The sequence below is a fragment of the Streptomyces sp. APSN-46.1 genome, assembly GCF_022815725.1.
Lineage (GTDB): Bacteria > Actinomycetota > Actinomycetes > Streptomycetales > Streptomycetaceae > Streptomyces.
This window is the reverse complement of the sequence record NZ_JALGRF010000014.1, coordinates 130,137-144,847: the sequence shown is the minus strand read 5'-3', so window position 1 is coordinate 144,847 and position 14,711 is coordinate 130,137. Positions and strand designations below refer to the sequence as shown.

The following is a 14,711-nucleotide window of genomic DNA, read 5'->3' as shown; positions in this document are numbered from 1 at the left end:
CGTCATGTTCGCGAATCGAATCCGACGCCATGATGACCCAGGCGGTTTGTGCGCCGCGACCACATTTACGGCTGCCGTGACCAACCCGTAAGGTCCGCGCCGGTCAACTAACGCCCAGGCGGCGCCAAAAAGCGGACTACTTGGCTCCGAAGAGTTCCAGCAGGTCGGCCTTGGCGAACATGCGGGCGGTGTCCACGGCGGAGGGGGTTCCGGCGGTCGGGTCGGCGCCCGCGGCGAGCAGGGCGCGGATGACGGCCTCCTCCCCCTTGAAGACGGCGCCGGCGAGCGGGGTCTGGCCGCGGTCGTTGGCGCGGTCGGGCTCGGCACCGCGGGCCAGCAGGGCCGTGACGGTGGCGGCGTGGCCGTGGTAGGCGGCCAGCATGACGAGGGTGTCGCCGCGGTCGTTGGTGAGGTTCGCGGGGACTCCGGCGTCGAGGTACGCGGTGAGCGTCTCGGTCTCACCCTGGCGGGCGAGGTCGAAGATCTTGGTGGCCAGTTCGACGACGTCCTCGTCGGGGACGTCCTGGGATCCGGAGCCGTCCGGGATGTGCTCGCTCATCGTCCGTACCGCCTTTCACTCGCTGATCGCGTGATGGTTCCCCGGGCCGGGCGGGCAGGGGGATGTACGGAACAACGTCCGTACGGGTGAATCGCCAGGGTAGCGCCCGAATGCGCACATGCCGGGGGCAGGCCGAGGCAAAGATCCCCCTTGACCCCCTTCGCCCCGGACGCGCCAGCCGGGGAGGGCCGGTCAAGTGAAAAACGACAGGATTCACCCGGATGCACCTTTTGTCGCATTGATACTTCCTGTGAGCCTGGAACAACTGATGGTGACTGTCCCCACCCACCAGGAGAACCGCTCATGGTCCTGTCCATCTCAGGTGTCGTCCTGCTCGGCATCATCTGCTTCCTGTTCTTCAAGAAAGACGGGATGAAGCTGACGCACGCGTTCGTCTGCTCGCTCTTCGGCTTCTTCCTCGCCGGCTCCGCCATCGCCCCCAGCATCACGGCGAGCACCGCGAGCCTCGCGAGCCTGCTCGGCGGGATCAAGCTCTAGGCCCCGCCGAGCGAGTGATACACCCAGCCGCACCCGAAGTACCGCCACACACAACTCCAGGAGACGCCCGTGGCCCGGCGCCCACTTCCCCGCATGCTCAGCAGCGACGCCCTGTCGCTGGCCCGGGGCCGCGACATCGCTCGCACGGCTGCCGACAGCGCCACGGACGTTCTCCATCCGCTCCTCACCATCGGACGCGGCCTGCGCGTCCTGGCTTCGGCCGGGCGGCGCAAATGGGCCGAGACCCCCAAGGAAAAGCGTGGTCCCGCGCTGTTCCTGGGAGCCGCCTGCGTCCTCGTGGTCGCGCTCGTCCCCTACGGTCCGCTGCTCGCCCTGATCACCCTCATGGCCGCGGCAGCCTGGCAGGGACGCGACCGCACCCCGGCGAAGACCGGGCCCAGCGATGCCGAGACCGAGCGGCTCGGCTCCCTCTACGAAGCCCTCGTGCCGTACTTCTCCATCCCGGAGGACCCGAACCCGCTCTTCGCCCACGGCGGGGACTGGGATCAGGCCTTCAGCGGCTACGAGTTCGACGAGGCGGGCCGCGTCACCCGGCTGCACATCCGCTACCCGGCCTACTTCACCGACGGTGAGGCCGCCTCGCGGGCCCGGATCGAGGCACTGCTCCACGCCAAGTCCGGGCGCGGACGGGAGTATCTCTTCAACTGGGACGAGGAGGGCAACCAGCTCGACCTGAGCGTGCTGGCGGCGCTGCCGACGGGCATCGCCGCCCAGCCTTTCGTCACCTCGCCCGGTGAGACCGTGCTCGGCTTCACCGACGCCGGCAGAGTGCAGCGCACCCTGCCCGTCCTGGAGGGCGACGAGCCGCGCGACATGCCGCCGGTGATCTGGCGTACCGGATCCCGTTCCACCGAGCCGCACCTGCTGGCCGTCGGCCAGCCCGGCAGCGGCACCTCCACCCTGCTGCGCTCGATCGCCTTGCAGGCCCTCCAGCACGCGGGCGACGTACTGATCGTCGAGGGCGGCGGCACCGGCGAGTACGCCTGCCTCACCGGCCGCAAGGGCGTCCTGGCCGTGGAATGCGGCCCCACGGGGGCGCTGGCCACGCTGGAGTGGGCCGCGCACGAGACGGAGCGGCGTCTGATCGCCACCCACCGGGCCCGCGAGTCCGGCAGTCCGGCGCCCGAGGAAACCCGGCGCCCGCTGTGGATCCTGCTGGACCGGCCCAGCGTCCTGGCCCATCTCGCCGTCGCCGAGGGACACCCCGACCCGCTCACCCAGCTCCAGGTTCCGCTGCGGCACGGCCGCGCGGCGCACGTCACCGTGGTGGTGGCCGAGCAGTTCGACCACCTGGAGCTGCTGCACGACGCCGTCTGGCAGCACACCCGCGCGCGCGTGGTGCTCGGCCCCGCCGCGATCCAGCAGATCGCCGATGTACTGGGCCTGCCGCCGCACACCACCCCGACCGCGCAGGTGCCGCCCGGCCGCGGGTACGCGCGGCTCGGCTCGGGTCCGGTGCACCGGCTCCAGGTGCCCGCCACTCCGGACCCGTACGACGAGGCCACGCACCCGGCCCACCGCCAGGCGGTCCTGGAACTCCTGCCCGCCCGCCGACAGCCGGGCGCCGGCGACATGACCCTCCAAGCCGGAATCCTGCCGGCGAAACGGGACGGGTAACCGACCGGGCCGACCCCGAGCGGTGCCGGTGACGGGGACGGGCCGGGGTGTCGTCCGGGACGTAAAACGTGATGTGTGGCGCGGCCGCAGGCCGCGCCAGGGAACCCCGACAGGGCGCCAAAAATCATGCAGTCCCGGACGGCACCCCGGCCCGGCCCCGGCGCCGGCGCCGCCCCCCGCGCCCCCGCCCCGGTCCCCCGCCCCGCAGGGTCCCGCAGGGCGCGCTACGCGACGAACGTACGCGGCGGCTCCGCGCCGCTGCCGCCCGCGCCCGTGCCGACCAGGCGGGCCGCCGACGCAAGCCGGGCCGCGGCCTCGTCGGCCACCGGGCCGCCGACGGTGAACGGCAGCCGGACGTAGCCCTCGAACGCCCCGTCCACGCCGAACCGCGGACCCGAGGGGACCCGTACGCCGACCCGCTCCCCCACCTCGGCCAGCCGCGAGCCGGACAGCCCGCCCGCGCGGGCCCACAGGGTCAGCCCGCCCCGCGGCACCTCGAACTCCCAGTCGGGCAGTTCCCTGCGCACGGCCCCGACCAGCGCGTCCCGGTTGTCACGGGCCTGGTCGCGGCGGATCCCGACGGCCTCCTCCCAGCCCCCGGTCCGCATCAGCCAGTTCACCGCGAGCTGCTCCAGCACCGGAGTGCCCAGGTCGGCGTACGCGCGCGCCGCGACCAGGCTCCGGATGACATCCGGGGCGGCGCGGACCCAGCCGATCCGCATCCCGGCCCAGAAGGCCTTGCTGGCGGAGCCGACGGTGATCACGGTGGAGCCGGCCGGGTCGAAGGAGCACACCGGGCGCGGCATGGCCAGCTCCGGGTCCAGCTGGAGCTCGGCCATGGTCTCGTCGGCGATCAGGACGGTGCCGGCCGAACGGGCGGCCTCCACCATGGCGCGGCGCTGCTCGTCGGAGGCCAGGGCTCCGGTCGGGTTGTGGAAGTCGGCGACGACGTACGCGAGGCGGGGGGCGGAGTCGCGCAGCACCTGCCGCCACACGTCCATGTCCCAGCCGGTCAGGCCGTGGCCCATCGCGACCGGCACGAGCCGCACGCCGGCGGCCCGCATGAGCTGGAGGATGTTGGCGTAGGAGGGGGACTCGACGGCGATCCGCTCCCCGCGTCCGGCGAAGAGGCTGCAGATGGCGTCGATGGCGCCCATCGCCCCGGTGGTGACCATGATCTGCTCGGGCATGGTCGGGATGCCGCGCTCGGTGTAGCGGTCGGCGAGCATCCGGCGCAGCGCGGGCAGCCCGGCCGGGTAGTCGCCGTGCGTGTGCGCGTACGGCGGGAGTTCCTCCAGCGCGCCCTGGACGGCCTTGGTGAGCCAGGGTTCGGGGGCCGGGAGCGCGGCGCAGCCGAGGTCGATCATGGAGCCGAGGGACTCGGGCGGCAGGGGTTCCAGGCCGCGCGCGGGCAGCGGGTTCCCGGCGGGTACGGAGGTCCAGCTGCCGGCGCCCCGGCGGGACTCCAGGAACCCCTCGCCGCGCAGCGCCTCGTAGGCGGCGGCGACGGTGGTGCGGCTGAGGGAGAGGGAGACGGCCAGCTCCCGCTCGGCGGGCAGCCGGGCGGCCACGGGGACGCGGCCCTCCAGGACCAGCAGCCGGATGCCGTCGGCGAGGGTGCGGTACGCGGGGGCCTTGCGGGCGCCGGGCACGGCGGGCGGGCGCTGCTGGGAGGTGATGAGGCGGGCGAGCTGTGCGGCACCGACCGCCGAGGTCCACTGAGCCATGCTGTCGGGTCCACCTTCATCGAATTGGCCCTGACCGGCCGGAGGCGCGACCGGTATTGGATTGCTTCCGTTGCCTCAGAGTGTCACGCGTGGGTCCGTCCGGGCCAGGGGGCCCGCCACCGGACCCGGGCCGGGGGCCGGTCTGCCTGTCGGCCCGTCGCTCGGCCCGCGCCGGTCTGCCGTTCTGCCGGCGCGGCATCGAGCGGGCATACTGCCGCCGTGACGCACCTACGCACCCGCCACCCATATCTGGACCACCCGGGTCCGATCCCCTTCGCGCACCGCGGCGGGGCCGCCGACGGGCTGGAGAACACCACCGCCGCGTTCCGCCGGGCCACCGACGCGGGCTACCGGTATTTCGAGACCGATGTGCACGCCACGCTCGACGGCAAGCTCGTCGCGTTCCACGACCCCACCCTCGACCGGGTCACCGACGCGCGGGGCCGGATCCGCCAGCTGCCCTGGAGCCGGGTGCGCGAGGCCAGGGTGGGCGGCAGCGAGCCGCTGCCGCTGCTGGAAGAACTCCTGGAGGAGTTCCCGGACGCCCGCTGGAACATCGACATCAAGGACGAGTCGGCGGTGCATCCGCTGGTGAACCTGATCGCGCGGGCCGGTCTCTGGGACCGGGTGTGCGTGGGCTCGTTCTCGGAGAGCCGGGTGACCCGGGCGCAGAGGATCGCCGGCCCCCGGCTGGCGACCTCGTACGGGGTGCGCGGGGTGCTGGGGCTGCGGCTGCGCTCGTTCGCGATCCCGTTCGCGCTGCGGGTGGGCGCGGTGGCGGCGCAGGTTCCGGAGTTCCAGGGCGGTATCCGGGTGGTCGACCGGCGCTTCGTACGGACGGCGCACGCGCGGGGTCTTCAGGTGCACGTGTGGACCGTGAACGAACCGGAACGTATGGAGACGCTGCTCGACCTGGGTGTCGATGGCATCATGACCGACCGGATCGACATCTTGCGCACGGTGCTGGACCGGCGCGGGGCCTGGGCCTGACGCGCCCGCGGCCGCCGCGCGGGCCCCGGCACCGCGGCGGTACGGGGACCAGCGAGGAGACACCAGGTGAGCGCGCAGACGACGGAAGAATCGGAGCCCGGCGCCGAGGACGGCAGAGCCGGGGCCGCCGCGCGCAAGCGCGAGCAGCACGGTTGGTACTTCTACGACTTCGCCTGCTCGGTCTACTCGTCGAGCGTGCTCACGGTGTTCCTCGGGCCGTACCTGACCGCGGTGGCGAAGGCCGCCGCGGACGCCGAGGGCTATGTCCACCCGCTGGGCATCCCGGTGCGGGCCGGTTCCTTCTTCGCGTACTCGGTGTCGGTCTCGGTGATCGTGGCCGTGCTGATCATGCCGCTGGCGGGTGCGGTCGCGGACCGGACCGGGCGCAAGAAGCCGCTGCTGGCGGTCGCGGCGTACACGGGTGCGGCGGCGACGGCCGGGATGTTCTTCCTCGGCGGCGAGCGCTATCTGCTGGGCGGGCTGCTGCTGATCGTCGCGAACGCGTCGCTGGCGGTCTCGATGGTCCTCTACAACGCGTTCCTGCCGCAGATCGCGACGCCCGACGAGCGGGACACCGTCTCCTCGCGGGGCTGGGCCTTCGGGTACACCTCGGGCGCGCTGGTGCTCGTACTGAATCTCGTCCTCTTCCAGGGGCACGACTCCTTCGGCCTCTCGGAGGGCGCGGCGGTACGGATCTGCCTGGCCTCGGCCGGGCTGTGGTGGGGGGCATTCGCGCTGATCCCGCTGCGCCGGCTGCGGGACCGGCGGGTGGTGCGGGAGCCGGGGGCGGCGCCGGCCGTCAGCGGCTGGAGGCAGCTCGTCGCGACGCTGAGGGACATGCGGCGCTATCCGCTGACGCTGTCGTTCCTGCTGGCGTACCTGATCTACAACGACGGGGTCCAGACGGTGATCTCGCAGGCCTCGATCTACGGCTCGGAGGAGCTGGAGCTGGAGCAGTCCACGCTGATCGTGGCGGTGCTGCTGGTGCAGGTCCTGGCGGTGGCCGGGGCGCTGGGGATGGGGCGGCTGGCACGCTCGTACGGAGCCAAGCGGACGATTCTCGGCTCGCTGGCCGCGTGGGGCCTGACGCTGGCGGCGGGGTACTTCCTGCCGGCCCGGACTCCGGTGTGGTTCTTCGCGCTCGCGGCGATGATCGGGCTGGTGCTGGGCGGGAGCCAGGCGCTGTCGCGTTCGCTGTTCTCGCATCTGGTGCCGGCGGGCAAGGAGGCCGAGTACTTTTCCGCGTACGAGATGAGCGACCGCGGGCTGAGCTGGGTGGGGCCGCTCGTGTTCGGCCTGACCTACCAGCTCACGGGGAGCTACCGGGACGCGATCATCTCGTTGGTGGTCTTCTTCGCACTGGGTTTCGTGCTGCTCGCCAGGGTGCCGGTGCGGCGCGCGGTGGAGGCGGCGGGCAATCCTGTTCCCGAGCGGATCTGAGACCGGTCCGACGGTACGCGGAGGCCGGGCCCCGACCGAATTCCCTGTCGAATTCCGAACGGATTTCGACGTTGAAGCGAAGGGCCGGTAGTGTACGCCTTTGGCCTGCCAGGCGGAGCGTTACTGCGTGCCGCGGAAGTGAAGACGTTGGGTGACATCTGCTGCCAGATGTGACAAAACGGGCATTGGTGGGTACAACAAGGGGCGGCACGACGGGCGACGCATGACCCGGAGCGGGAATCTATACCGCCGACCGGACGTTGACCGGATGACGACGACAGCGACACCTGTCCTGTGGGCGACAAGCCCGGGAGGCACGATTCATGAGTGAGCGAGCTCTCCGCGGTACGCGGCTCGTGGTTACCAGCTACGAGACGGACCGCGGCATCGATCTGGCCCCGCGCCAGGCGGTGGAGTACGCATGCCAGAACGGACATCGATTTGAGATGCCGTTCTCGGTTGAGGCAGACATTCCGCCGGAGTGGGAGTGCAAGGCGTGCGGCGCCATGGCACTCCTGGTGGACGGGGACGGGCCCGAAGAGAAGAAGGGCAAGCCTGCGCGAACGCACTGGGACATGCTCATGGAGCGGCGCACCCGCGAGGAGCTCGAGGAGGTGCTGGCCGAGAGGCTGGCGGTCCTGCGTTCCGGCGCCATGAACATTGCCGTGCATCCGCGGGACAGCCGCAAGTCCGCCTGACAGCCGGACTGAGCACACAAGCCGAGGGCCCCACCACATCCCATGTGGCGGGGCCCTCGGCTTGTTCTCTTCAGATGGGTCAGGGCGCCAGCGGTGGCCGGTACCCGGTGTCGGGGCCGGACGGGCCGGGCTCTTGTGGCCGGTCGTCGCGGACGACCTCGCCCTGGACGACCTTGCCGTCCGGGTAGTGGATGCGGGCCTGCTGGAAGGCGTCCCCGAAGGAGCCCGCGGGCGCGGCGGCCATCTTGCGCTCCAGCGAACGGGCGGCCCGGCGGCCGATCCACGCGCGGACGGGCGGAAGCAGGCAGAGCAGGCCCGCGAGGTCGGAGAGCAGGCCCGGCAGGATCAGGAGCAGGCCGGCCAGCATGGTGAGGCCGTTGCCGGAGCCCTGCTGCTGCGGGGTGGGCCGCACGCCCTGCTGAGCCTGCTGAAAGGTGTCCGTCAGGTTCTTGAAGGCACGGCGCCCCGCCCGCTTGATGACGACCACGCCCAGCGCCATCCCGCCCGCGAGCAGCGCGGCGACGGTCAGCCCGCCGGCCGCGTCGGCGACCAGGCTGAGCAGCCAGAGCTCCAGGATCGCCCAGGCGGCCACCGCCAGGGGGAGGAACCTGCGGGCGAGCGAGCGCCGCCGGGGCGCCGCGGAAATACCGGTCGTCATAGGGTCCAGTGTGCCTGGGCCGCCGTAAAAACGGCCTCAGCCGGAGGTACGGGACACCCCTTAAGGGATCCTCTAAGGGGCGGGCTTGTGGTCGGTCTTGCCGGTGGCGAGGTCCGTCAGCTTAGCCGTGCGCGCCTTGAGGCCCCACTGGGTGACCCGCCACAGGGCCTCGACGACGATATCCTTGCTCATCTTGCTGTCGCCGAACTCACGCTCGACGAAGGTGATGGGCACCTCCACCACGTGGAAGCCCTTCCGTACCGCCCTGCGGGCCAGGTCCACCTGGAAGCAGTAGCCGGCGGAGGCCACGTCCTCCAGGCCCAGGCCCTCCAGGGTCTCGCGGCGGAAGGCGCGGTAGCCGCCGGTCACATCGCGGATCGGCACGTCCAGCAGCAGCCGGGAGTAGGTGGAGCCGCCGCGCGAGAGGACCTCGCGGCTCTTGGGCCAGTTGACGACCCGGCCGCCCGGCACCCAGCGGGAGCCGAGGACGAGGTCGGCTCCGGCGAGGGCGGTGAGCAGCCTGGGCAGTTCCTCCGGCTGGTGGGAGCCGTCGGCGTCCATCTCCACGATGACGCCGTAGTCGCGCTCCAGGGCCCACGAGAAGCCCGCGAGGTAGGCGGCGCCGAGGCCTTCCTTGCCCTTGCGGTGCAGGACGTGGACGTGGTCGTCGGCGGCAGCCAGTTCGTCGGCGAGCTTGCCGGTGCCGTCCGGGCTGTTGTCGTCGGCGACCAGGACGTGGGCGGCGGGGACCGCCGCGCGGACGCGCCCGACGATCAGCCCGATGTTCTCCGCCTCGTTGTAGGTCGGGATGATCACCAAGGCTGTGCCGAGTGGTCCGTAGCTCCGCTGTCCGCCGTCGCTCACTGGGTCCCCTTGTGTGTTCTCGTACGTCGTCCAGTCACAGCAGGATGATTTTAGAACAGCGATCGGAGCCCGGGGTCCTTCGGGCCGGTCCGGTTCCCGCTGGCTGCGGGCCCCCGGGACCGTTGTCTACTGGACCGCCGGGCTCCGATCCGGGGCCACCGCCGCCCGGCGAAACCTTCCCTCGCCCCCGAGGCGCGGGTGCGCTGAGCTATCGGATCCTCCGGAACGGACGTCCTGATGGTGGGCCCGGCCGAACCTATCCGGGTCCGGCCGCCCGTACCGAACCGAGGCCCGCCGGATCACCCCTGTGGCCGTACGAATGCCTCCCGGCCACCGACGACGGTGGCGAGGCACACCGGCAGCTCCCGGCCGGGGCTCAGGTCGGGCAGTCCGGGCGTGCCGGAGCGGGGGTCCGTGGACCAGCGGGCGACCCGGTCGTCGGGGGCCTGGACCACCAGTTCCCCGGTCTGCCAGACGGCGTAGTCGGCCGGGGCGCCGGGGACGAGGACCCCGGCGTCGTCCCGGCCCAGGGCACGCCAGCCGCCCCGGGTGTGGGCGGTGAAGGCGGCCCGTACGGAGATCCGGTGCTCGGGGGTCCGGTGGAAGGCGGCCGCGCGTACGGTGCCCCACGGGTCGAGCGGGGTCACGGGCGCGTCGGAGCCGAACGCGAGGGGCACGCCGGCCTTGAGGAGGGCGGCGAAGGGGTTGAGGGTACGGGCGCGCTCGGCTCCGAGCCGGTCCGCGTACATGCCGTCCTCGCCGCCCCAGGCCGCGTCGAAGGCGGGCTGCACGGAGGCGGTCAGGCCGAGTTCCGCGAAGGCGGCGATGGTGGCCGGGGTCATCATCTCGGCGTGCTCGACTCGGTGGCGGGCGGCGCGGACGCGGTCCAGTCCCACCGTCGCGGCGGCCGCGCGGGCCCCTTCGACGACGGCGGTGATCGCGGCGTCGCCGATGGCGTGGAAGCCGGCCTGGAGTCCCGCCTCGGTGCAGGCGGCGATGTGTTCCGCGACGGCGTGGGCGTCGAGGTATCCGGTGCCGGTGTGGCCGGCGTCGGCGTACGGGGCGTGCAGGCAGGCGGTGTGCGAGCCGAGGGCGCCGTCCACGAAGAGGTCGCCGGCGGCGCCGATCGCGCCGAGGGCCTTGGCCTGGTCGAGGTCCCGGTCGGCCCAGTAGCCGAAGACGCGCGGCCCGGGGCGCCGCGCGGCCAGGTCGAGGAGGGCGGTGAAGTCCTCGGCGGAGGAGATGCCGGGGCCGCCGCACTCGTGCACGGAGCCGATGCCGAGGGAAGCGGCCCGGTCCAGGGCGGCCCGCTGGGCCTCGGCGCGCTGGGCCGGGGTGAGGGCGGCGAGCGCGGCGGCCCGTACGGCGTGGTGGTCGTCGCGGGTCAGCGGTTCGTCGCCGCGCGCGGAGACATCGGAGACCTCGGGGACGAGGTCCAGCAGGGCGGTGGTCACGACGGCGGAGTGCACGTCGATGCGGCTCAGGTAGAGCGGGCGGCCCCCGGTGGCCCGGTCGAGTTCCTCGCGGTGCGGGGCGCGCCGCTCGGGCCAGCGGGCGGCGTCCCAGCCGTGCCCGAGGAGCACCCGGTCGGCGGGGCGGCTGTCGGCGTACGCGCGCACCCGGTCGAGGGCTTCGGCGAGGGAGCGGGCCCCGGAGAGGTCGAGCCCGGTCAGGGCCAGGCCGGCGGAGGTGGTGTGGACGTGGGCGTCGGTGAAGGCGGGGGTGACGAGCGCTCCTTCGAGGTCGACGACCTCGTCGACGCCCTGTGCGAAGGCGTCGGCGGCGCCTTCGGAGCCGACCCAGGCGATGTGGCCGCGCTCGACGACCATCGCGGTGGCGAAGGGGTCGGCGGGGCTGTGCACTTCGCCGCCGCGCAGGAGGACGGTGCGGGTGGGGTCGCTGGGGGCGGGGATCGCGTGCTCGGTCATGCGGACAAGTTTCGCTCCTCCGCCGGGCGCGGCCGGACGCGGGTGCGGTCCGGGAGCCCGGCGGGCGGCTCCCCCACCCCGCCCGCCGGCGCGGACCGCGCGAGCGGGGCGAGCGGCGCGAGCGGGGCGTGAAGGACTCAAACGCGGGGCGGGCGGGCTTCGTACGGGGTGGAGAGGACCACCGTGGTACGGGTGGAGACGTGGGCGAGGGCGCGCAGCCGGCCCAGGAGGTCTTCGAGTTCCAGCGGGGTGGCCACGCGGACCTTGAGGATGTAGTTCTCGTCGCCGGCGACGCTGTGGCAGGCCTCGATCTCCGGGACGCCGGCGAGGCGCTCGGCGATGTCGTCCGGGGCGCTCGGGTCGAACGGCTTGACGGAGATGAAGGCGGTCAGGGGCAGCCCGACGGCCTCGGGGTCGACCACGGCCGCGTATCCCCGGATCACTCCGCGCTGCTCCAGGCGGCGTACCCGCTGATGGACCGCCGACGTGGACAGTCCCGTGGCCTTGCCCAGATCCGTGTAGCTCATCCGCCCGTCCCGCACGAGCAGATCAACGATCTGGCGGTCCAGCTCCTCCATTGCGCTCATAGCCGCACAACCTACGGCCAACACGGCTCCACGCCCAGCGGTGTCCACGGATGAAACGGCACCTGCGCCGGGCATGTGACCAAGGCCACAGGCATATGAGGGCGCGGGCCGGTCCGTTGTTGGTTACTCGTGCCGCGCGGCGGGAAGTGCTTGCTTTGGCCGTGGCCGAAGAACCAGCCCGCCCGGCCCACCCAAGGGGGAGTACATCCATGCTGAACACCAAGCGCGCCGGTCGCACCGAACCGGAGCCCCTCGAACTCCTCGAAGGCGACTCCGACGACGCGGACTATCTCGAAGACGCCGACGGCTTCGAGATCCACCACGCGGTCTGCCCCGACTGCGGCCAGTCGATCGCGCTCGTCGCCGACGAGGAGAACCTCCCGCAGCACGCGCTGTGCCTGACCCCGTGGAACCCGTTCGGGCTCACGGTGTGCGCGGGTACGGGCCGGCCGGTCTCGGACGCGCTGCCGACCGTGGGAACCCTCCAGGCCGAAGGTCCCCAGGAGCTGGAACCCGTCGTACTCCTGGCCCTGCCGCAGGGGCTGGACTGGCGGACGCAGCCCTTCTCGCACGTCGGCGGTCCGGGTTCCCGTCCCGTGCGCGTGCCGGAGCCGGCGCTGCCGCCGCAGATGCGGCAGCACGCGCAGGCCGCCTGATCCGGTTTACCAGTACGTGCCCTGCACCATGGCGGCGAGAGTGGCGTGGTGCAGGATCAGCCCGTCCGGGTCGGCCGGGATCTCGACCTCGCCGAAGTGCGCTTGCCGGTAGGCGATGCGCAGCATCACGATCCCGTGCCGCAGGGCGGCGTACAGGGTGTGGAACTCCATGTCCCGCGGGGTGTGCCCGGTGAGCTCGGCGTAGCGGCGTTCCAGGTCCTCGCGGCGCAGGAAGTCCGGCAGGCCGGGCTGGCCGAAACTCACCGTCAGGTCCTGGAAGAAGCGGTGCAGGTAGACGGTCCAGCCGAGGTCCACCTCGCGCGGGGCGAGGGCCGCCATCTCCCAGTCGAGGACGGCGACCGGGGCGAAGCCGTCGGCCTCGTAGACGACGTTGCCGATCCGGGCGTCGCCCCAGTTGAGGACGGCCGGTCCCTCGTCGGCCGGCCAGAGTTCCTCCAGCCGGTCGAACGCCCGCTCCAGCAGGGGGGACGGGGCGAGTCCGGCGACCACCCAGGCGTAGTAGGCGCGTTGGGCGTCGACGTGGCGGCGCAGCGGGCTGCCCTGGCCGCCCTGGCCGCCCCTTCCCTTCTGGCCGTCCTGGCCGTCCGGGAGGAGGAACTCGGCTTCCTTGGCAGGGAACTGGTCGTGCAGGCGGGCGAGCAGGGAGATGCTCGCCTCTTGCAGTGCGGCGCGTTCGGTGTCGGTCGCGGCGTGCAGCCAGTTGCCCTCGTAGGTGTAGGGCATGACATCGGGCGGGACCCTGCCCTCGGCGCGGGCCATGACGAAGAACGGCGCGCCGAGCGGGCGGGGGTCTTCTTCCAGCCACAGCACGCGTGGGACGGGCAGGTCGGTGTGCTCGGCGACCAGGCTCATCACGCGGTGCTGGCGGGGCATGTCGTAGGTGGGGAACACGGTGTAGGCGGCCGGGTCGGCGGCGAGGCGCAGGGCGCAGGCGCGGACCGGGGCGTCGGGGTGCTCGATGTCGAAGAGCAGGGTCTCGCTGGACATGCCGTTGGAGCCGGGGACCGTGGGGCGGGTGGCCTTGGCGCCGGGGAGCCTGGTGTCGAGCCAGGCCGTGAGGCGGCGGCCGAGTTCCTCGGGGTCGCGGGTGGAGGTGCGCGGACGTGGTGCCGATGCCGCCATGTGGTTTCCCCTTTCCTGCGGCGGTGTCGCGGCGGGAGTCATCGGGCGACGGAGCTGTAGTCGGCGAAGCCACTGGGGTCGTGGCGGCCGAAGCTGCCGTGCTCGAAGATGCCGTGGCCGATGCGGCCGTCGAGGGTGAAGCGGGCCGAGTGGTCGGTGACTCCGAAGGCGGCCATGGGGTGGGCGGCCGCGTCGGAGAGGTCGTAGACACGGCGGTCGGTCCAGCCGCGGCCCTGCCAGGTGCCGTGTTGCCAGTCGGCGGCGGGCGGGTAGCCGGCGCCGACGGCGAGCGGGGAGGAGGCCAGGATCTCCACGCCGAGTTCGAGGGGCTTGCGGGACGGGTCGGCGAGGTGGACGACGGCGCTCTCGGGGTGGCGGGTGCCGGGGAGGTAGCGGATCTCGGTGTGGGGCCAGCCGAGCTGGACGTCGCCTCGGCCGCTGCCCTCGGGGAAGACCTGGACGGCCTCGTTGAGGGTGCGGTGGCCGTCGGCGTCCTCCTGGGCGATGACCATGAGGAAGCGGTCCTCGAAGCGGACGGGGATCCAGAGCCAGTGGAATCCCTCGGGCCGGTACTCCTCGGCGGCCCGCCCGCCGTCCTCGCCGGGGATGGGGCGCACGCCCCAGCTGCGGTCGCGGGTGCCGGTCCACTCGTGCGGGGTGAGGGTGTGCTCCTCGCCCTTGGCCCGGATGGTGCCGGTGACGTTGCCGGCCTGGACGAAGCGGCGGCCTTCGAGCATGAGGCGGTCGCCGCGGCGCTGGACGTGGTGGGGCTCCCAGACGGCCGGGAACTCGGCGGTCCAGGTGAGGTCGTACGAGAGCCCGTCGGGGTCGGCGGGGTCGGCGTCGCACTGGAGGGTGATCCGCCTCAGCGGGGTGTCGACGATGACGCGGAGCGGGCCGACGGACAGGTTCATGCGGTCGTCCGCGAGGGCGTCGGAGGCGCGGACGGCGAGGAGTTCGTCACCGATCCGGAGGGTGGCGTAGGCGTCGATGACCCCGGCGTTGGGGTAGACGCCGAGGCCGAGGATGAGGACGGCCCGGCCGGCGTGGTCGAAGACGTGGAAGATGCAGCGGTCGTAGGCGTTCCGGTCGCCGCTGACGACGTGCTTCATCGACAGGGGGGCCTGGTGGATGGGGTACTCGTCGAGGGCTATGGGGCGGTCCGCGGGCATGGCAAACCTCCTGGGGGCGCGGTGGCGGACGGCTGGGCAGATATGACGGTACGTCAGATACGCTGGCCGCGACCACAGTCGTGCCGGGACGGGGACATCTCGAACGGATCCCCGGAGGGCGGGTGGGGTTACCCGCGGGTCGCGCGGCGCGTT

Annotated in this window: 14 protein-coding genes; 6 read left to right on the top strand and 8 right to left on the bottom strand. The window is 72.7% G+C overall.

Going from position 1 to position 14,711, the window contains the following annotated elements; genetic code table 11:
* Nucleotides 1–136: 136 nt before the first annotated feature.
* On the bottom strand, nt 137–559 hold the full coding sequence (locus tag MTF65_RS27455) for an ankyrin repeat domain-containing protein (protein WP_243631660.1): 423 nt from the start codon (nt 557–559) through the stop codon (nt 137–139).
* Nucleotides 560–862: 303 nt separating this feature from the next.
* Here MTF65_RS27455 and MTF65_RS27450 point away from each other — a divergent pair, with 303 nt between their 5' ends.
* Nucleotides 863–1,057: a hypothetical protein gene (locus MTF65_RS27450; protein WP_030031218.1), complete on the top strand. Its 195-nt coding sequence runs from the start codon at nt 863–865 to the stop codon at nt 1,055–1,057.
* 69 nt (nt 1,058–1,126) lie between these two features.
* The gene (locus MTF65_RS27445; RefSeq protein ID WP_243631659.1) at nt 1,127–2,695 is read left to right on the top strand and encodes a hypothetical protein; all 1,569 of its coding nucleotides are present in this window, start codon (nt 1,127–1,129) and stop codon (nt 2,693–2,695) included.
* Between the two features lie 224 nt (nt 2,696–2,919).
* Here MTF65_RS27445 and MTF65_RS27440 read toward each other — a convergent pair whose 3' ends face one another.
* Nucleotides 2,920–4,422, bottom strand: coding sequence for a PLP-dependent aminotransferase family protein (locus MTF65_RS27440; protein WP_243631658.1), 1,503 nt, complete (start codon nt 4,420–4,422; stop codon nt 2,920–2,922).
* Nucleotides 4,423–4,641: 219 nt separating this feature from the next.
* Between MTF65_RS27440 and MTF65_RS27435 the strand changes: the two genes are divergently transcribed.
* From MTF65_RS27435 to MTF65_RS27425, 3 genes are all read left to right on the top strand, one after another.
* Nucleotides 4,642–5,412 carry a glycerophosphodiester phosphodiesterase gene (locus MTF65_RS27435; protein ID WP_243631657.1) on the top strand — a complete coding sequence of 257 codons (771 nt, stop codon included), beginning with the start codon at nt 4,642–4,644 and terminating at the stop codon, nt 5,410–5,412.
* A 66-nt stretch (nt 5,413–5,478) separates the two neighbouring features.
* Nucleotides 5,479–6,852: an MFS transporter gene (locus MTF65_RS27430; RefSeq protein ID WP_243631656.1), complete on the top strand. Its 1,374-nt coding sequence runs from the start codon at nt 5,479–5,481 to the stop codon at nt 6,850–6,852.
* Between the two features lie 323 nt (nt 6,853–7,175).
* Nucleotides 7,176–7,550: an RNA polymerase-binding protein RbpA gene (locus tag MTF65_RS27425; protein WP_031146696.1), complete on the top strand. Its 375-nt coding sequence runs from the start codon at nt 7,176–7,178 to the stop codon at nt 7,548–7,550.
* Between the two features lie 79 nt (nt 7,551–7,629).
* On the opposite strand, the gene fxsA is transcribed toward MTF65_RS27425, so the two are convergent.
* The 4 genes from fxsA to MTF65_RS27405 all read right to left on the bottom strand — a co-directional run bounded on the left by fxsA (nt 7,630) and on the right by MTF65_RS27405 (nt 11,578).
* The gene (gene fxsA / locus MTF65_RS27420) at nt 7,630–8,208 is read right to left on the bottom strand and encodes an FxsA family membrane protein (RefSeq protein WP_243631655.1); all 579 of its coding nucleotides are present in this window, start codon (nt 8,206–8,208) and stop codon (nt 7,630–7,632) included.
* Nucleotides 8,209–8,280: 72 nt separating this feature from the next.
* Nucleotides 8,281–9,072 (bottom strand): polyprenol monophosphomannose synthase, encoded by a 792-nt coding sequence (locus tag MTF65_RS27415; protein WP_243631654.1) that lies wholly within the window; start codon nt 9,070–9,072, stop codon nt 8,281–8,283.
* 299 nt (nt 9,073–9,371) lie between these two features.
* On the bottom strand, nt 9,372–11,000 hold the full coding sequence (locus MTF65_RS27410) for an amidohydrolase (RefSeq protein WP_243631653.1): 1,629 nt from the start codon (nt 10,998–11,000) through the stop codon (nt 9,372–9,374).
* A 137-nt stretch (nt 11,001–11,137) separates the two neighbouring features.
* Nucleotides 11,138–11,578 carry an Lrp/AsnC family transcriptional regulator gene (locus MTF65_RS27405; RefSeq protein WP_030240692.1) on the bottom strand — a complete coding sequence of 147 codons (441 nt, stop codon included), beginning with the start codon at nt 11,576–11,578 and terminating at the stop codon, nt 11,138–11,140.
* Nucleotides 11,579–11,796: 218 nt separating this feature from the next.
* On the opposite strand from MTF65_RS27405, the gene MTF65_RS27400 reads away from it, so the two are divergent.
* Nucleotides 11,797–12,243, top strand: a complete 447-nt coding sequence (locus MTF65_RS27400) for a hypothetical protein (protein WP_243631652.1) — start codon at nt 11,797–11,799, stop codon at nt 12,241–12,243.
* A gap of 6 nt (nt 12,244–12,249) precedes the next feature.
* Here the strand turns inward: MTF65_RS27400 and MTF65_RS27395 are convergent, their stop codons facing one another.
* Both MTF65_RS27395 and MTF65_RS27390 read right to left on the bottom strand, forming a co-directional pair.
* Entirely contained in the window at nt 12,250–13,386 is a 1,137-nt protein-coding gene (locus MTF65_RS27395; RefSeq protein ID WP_243631651.1) for a phosphotransferase family protein, read from the bottom strand.
* Between the two features lie 38 nt (nt 13,387–13,424).
* Complete coding sequence (locus MTF65_RS27390) at nt 13,425–14,558, bottom strand: hypothetical protein (protein WP_243631650.1); 1,134 nt, start codon at nt 14,556–14,558, stop codon at nt 13,425–13,427.
* Nucleotides 14,559–14,711 lie beyond the last annotated feature (153 nt).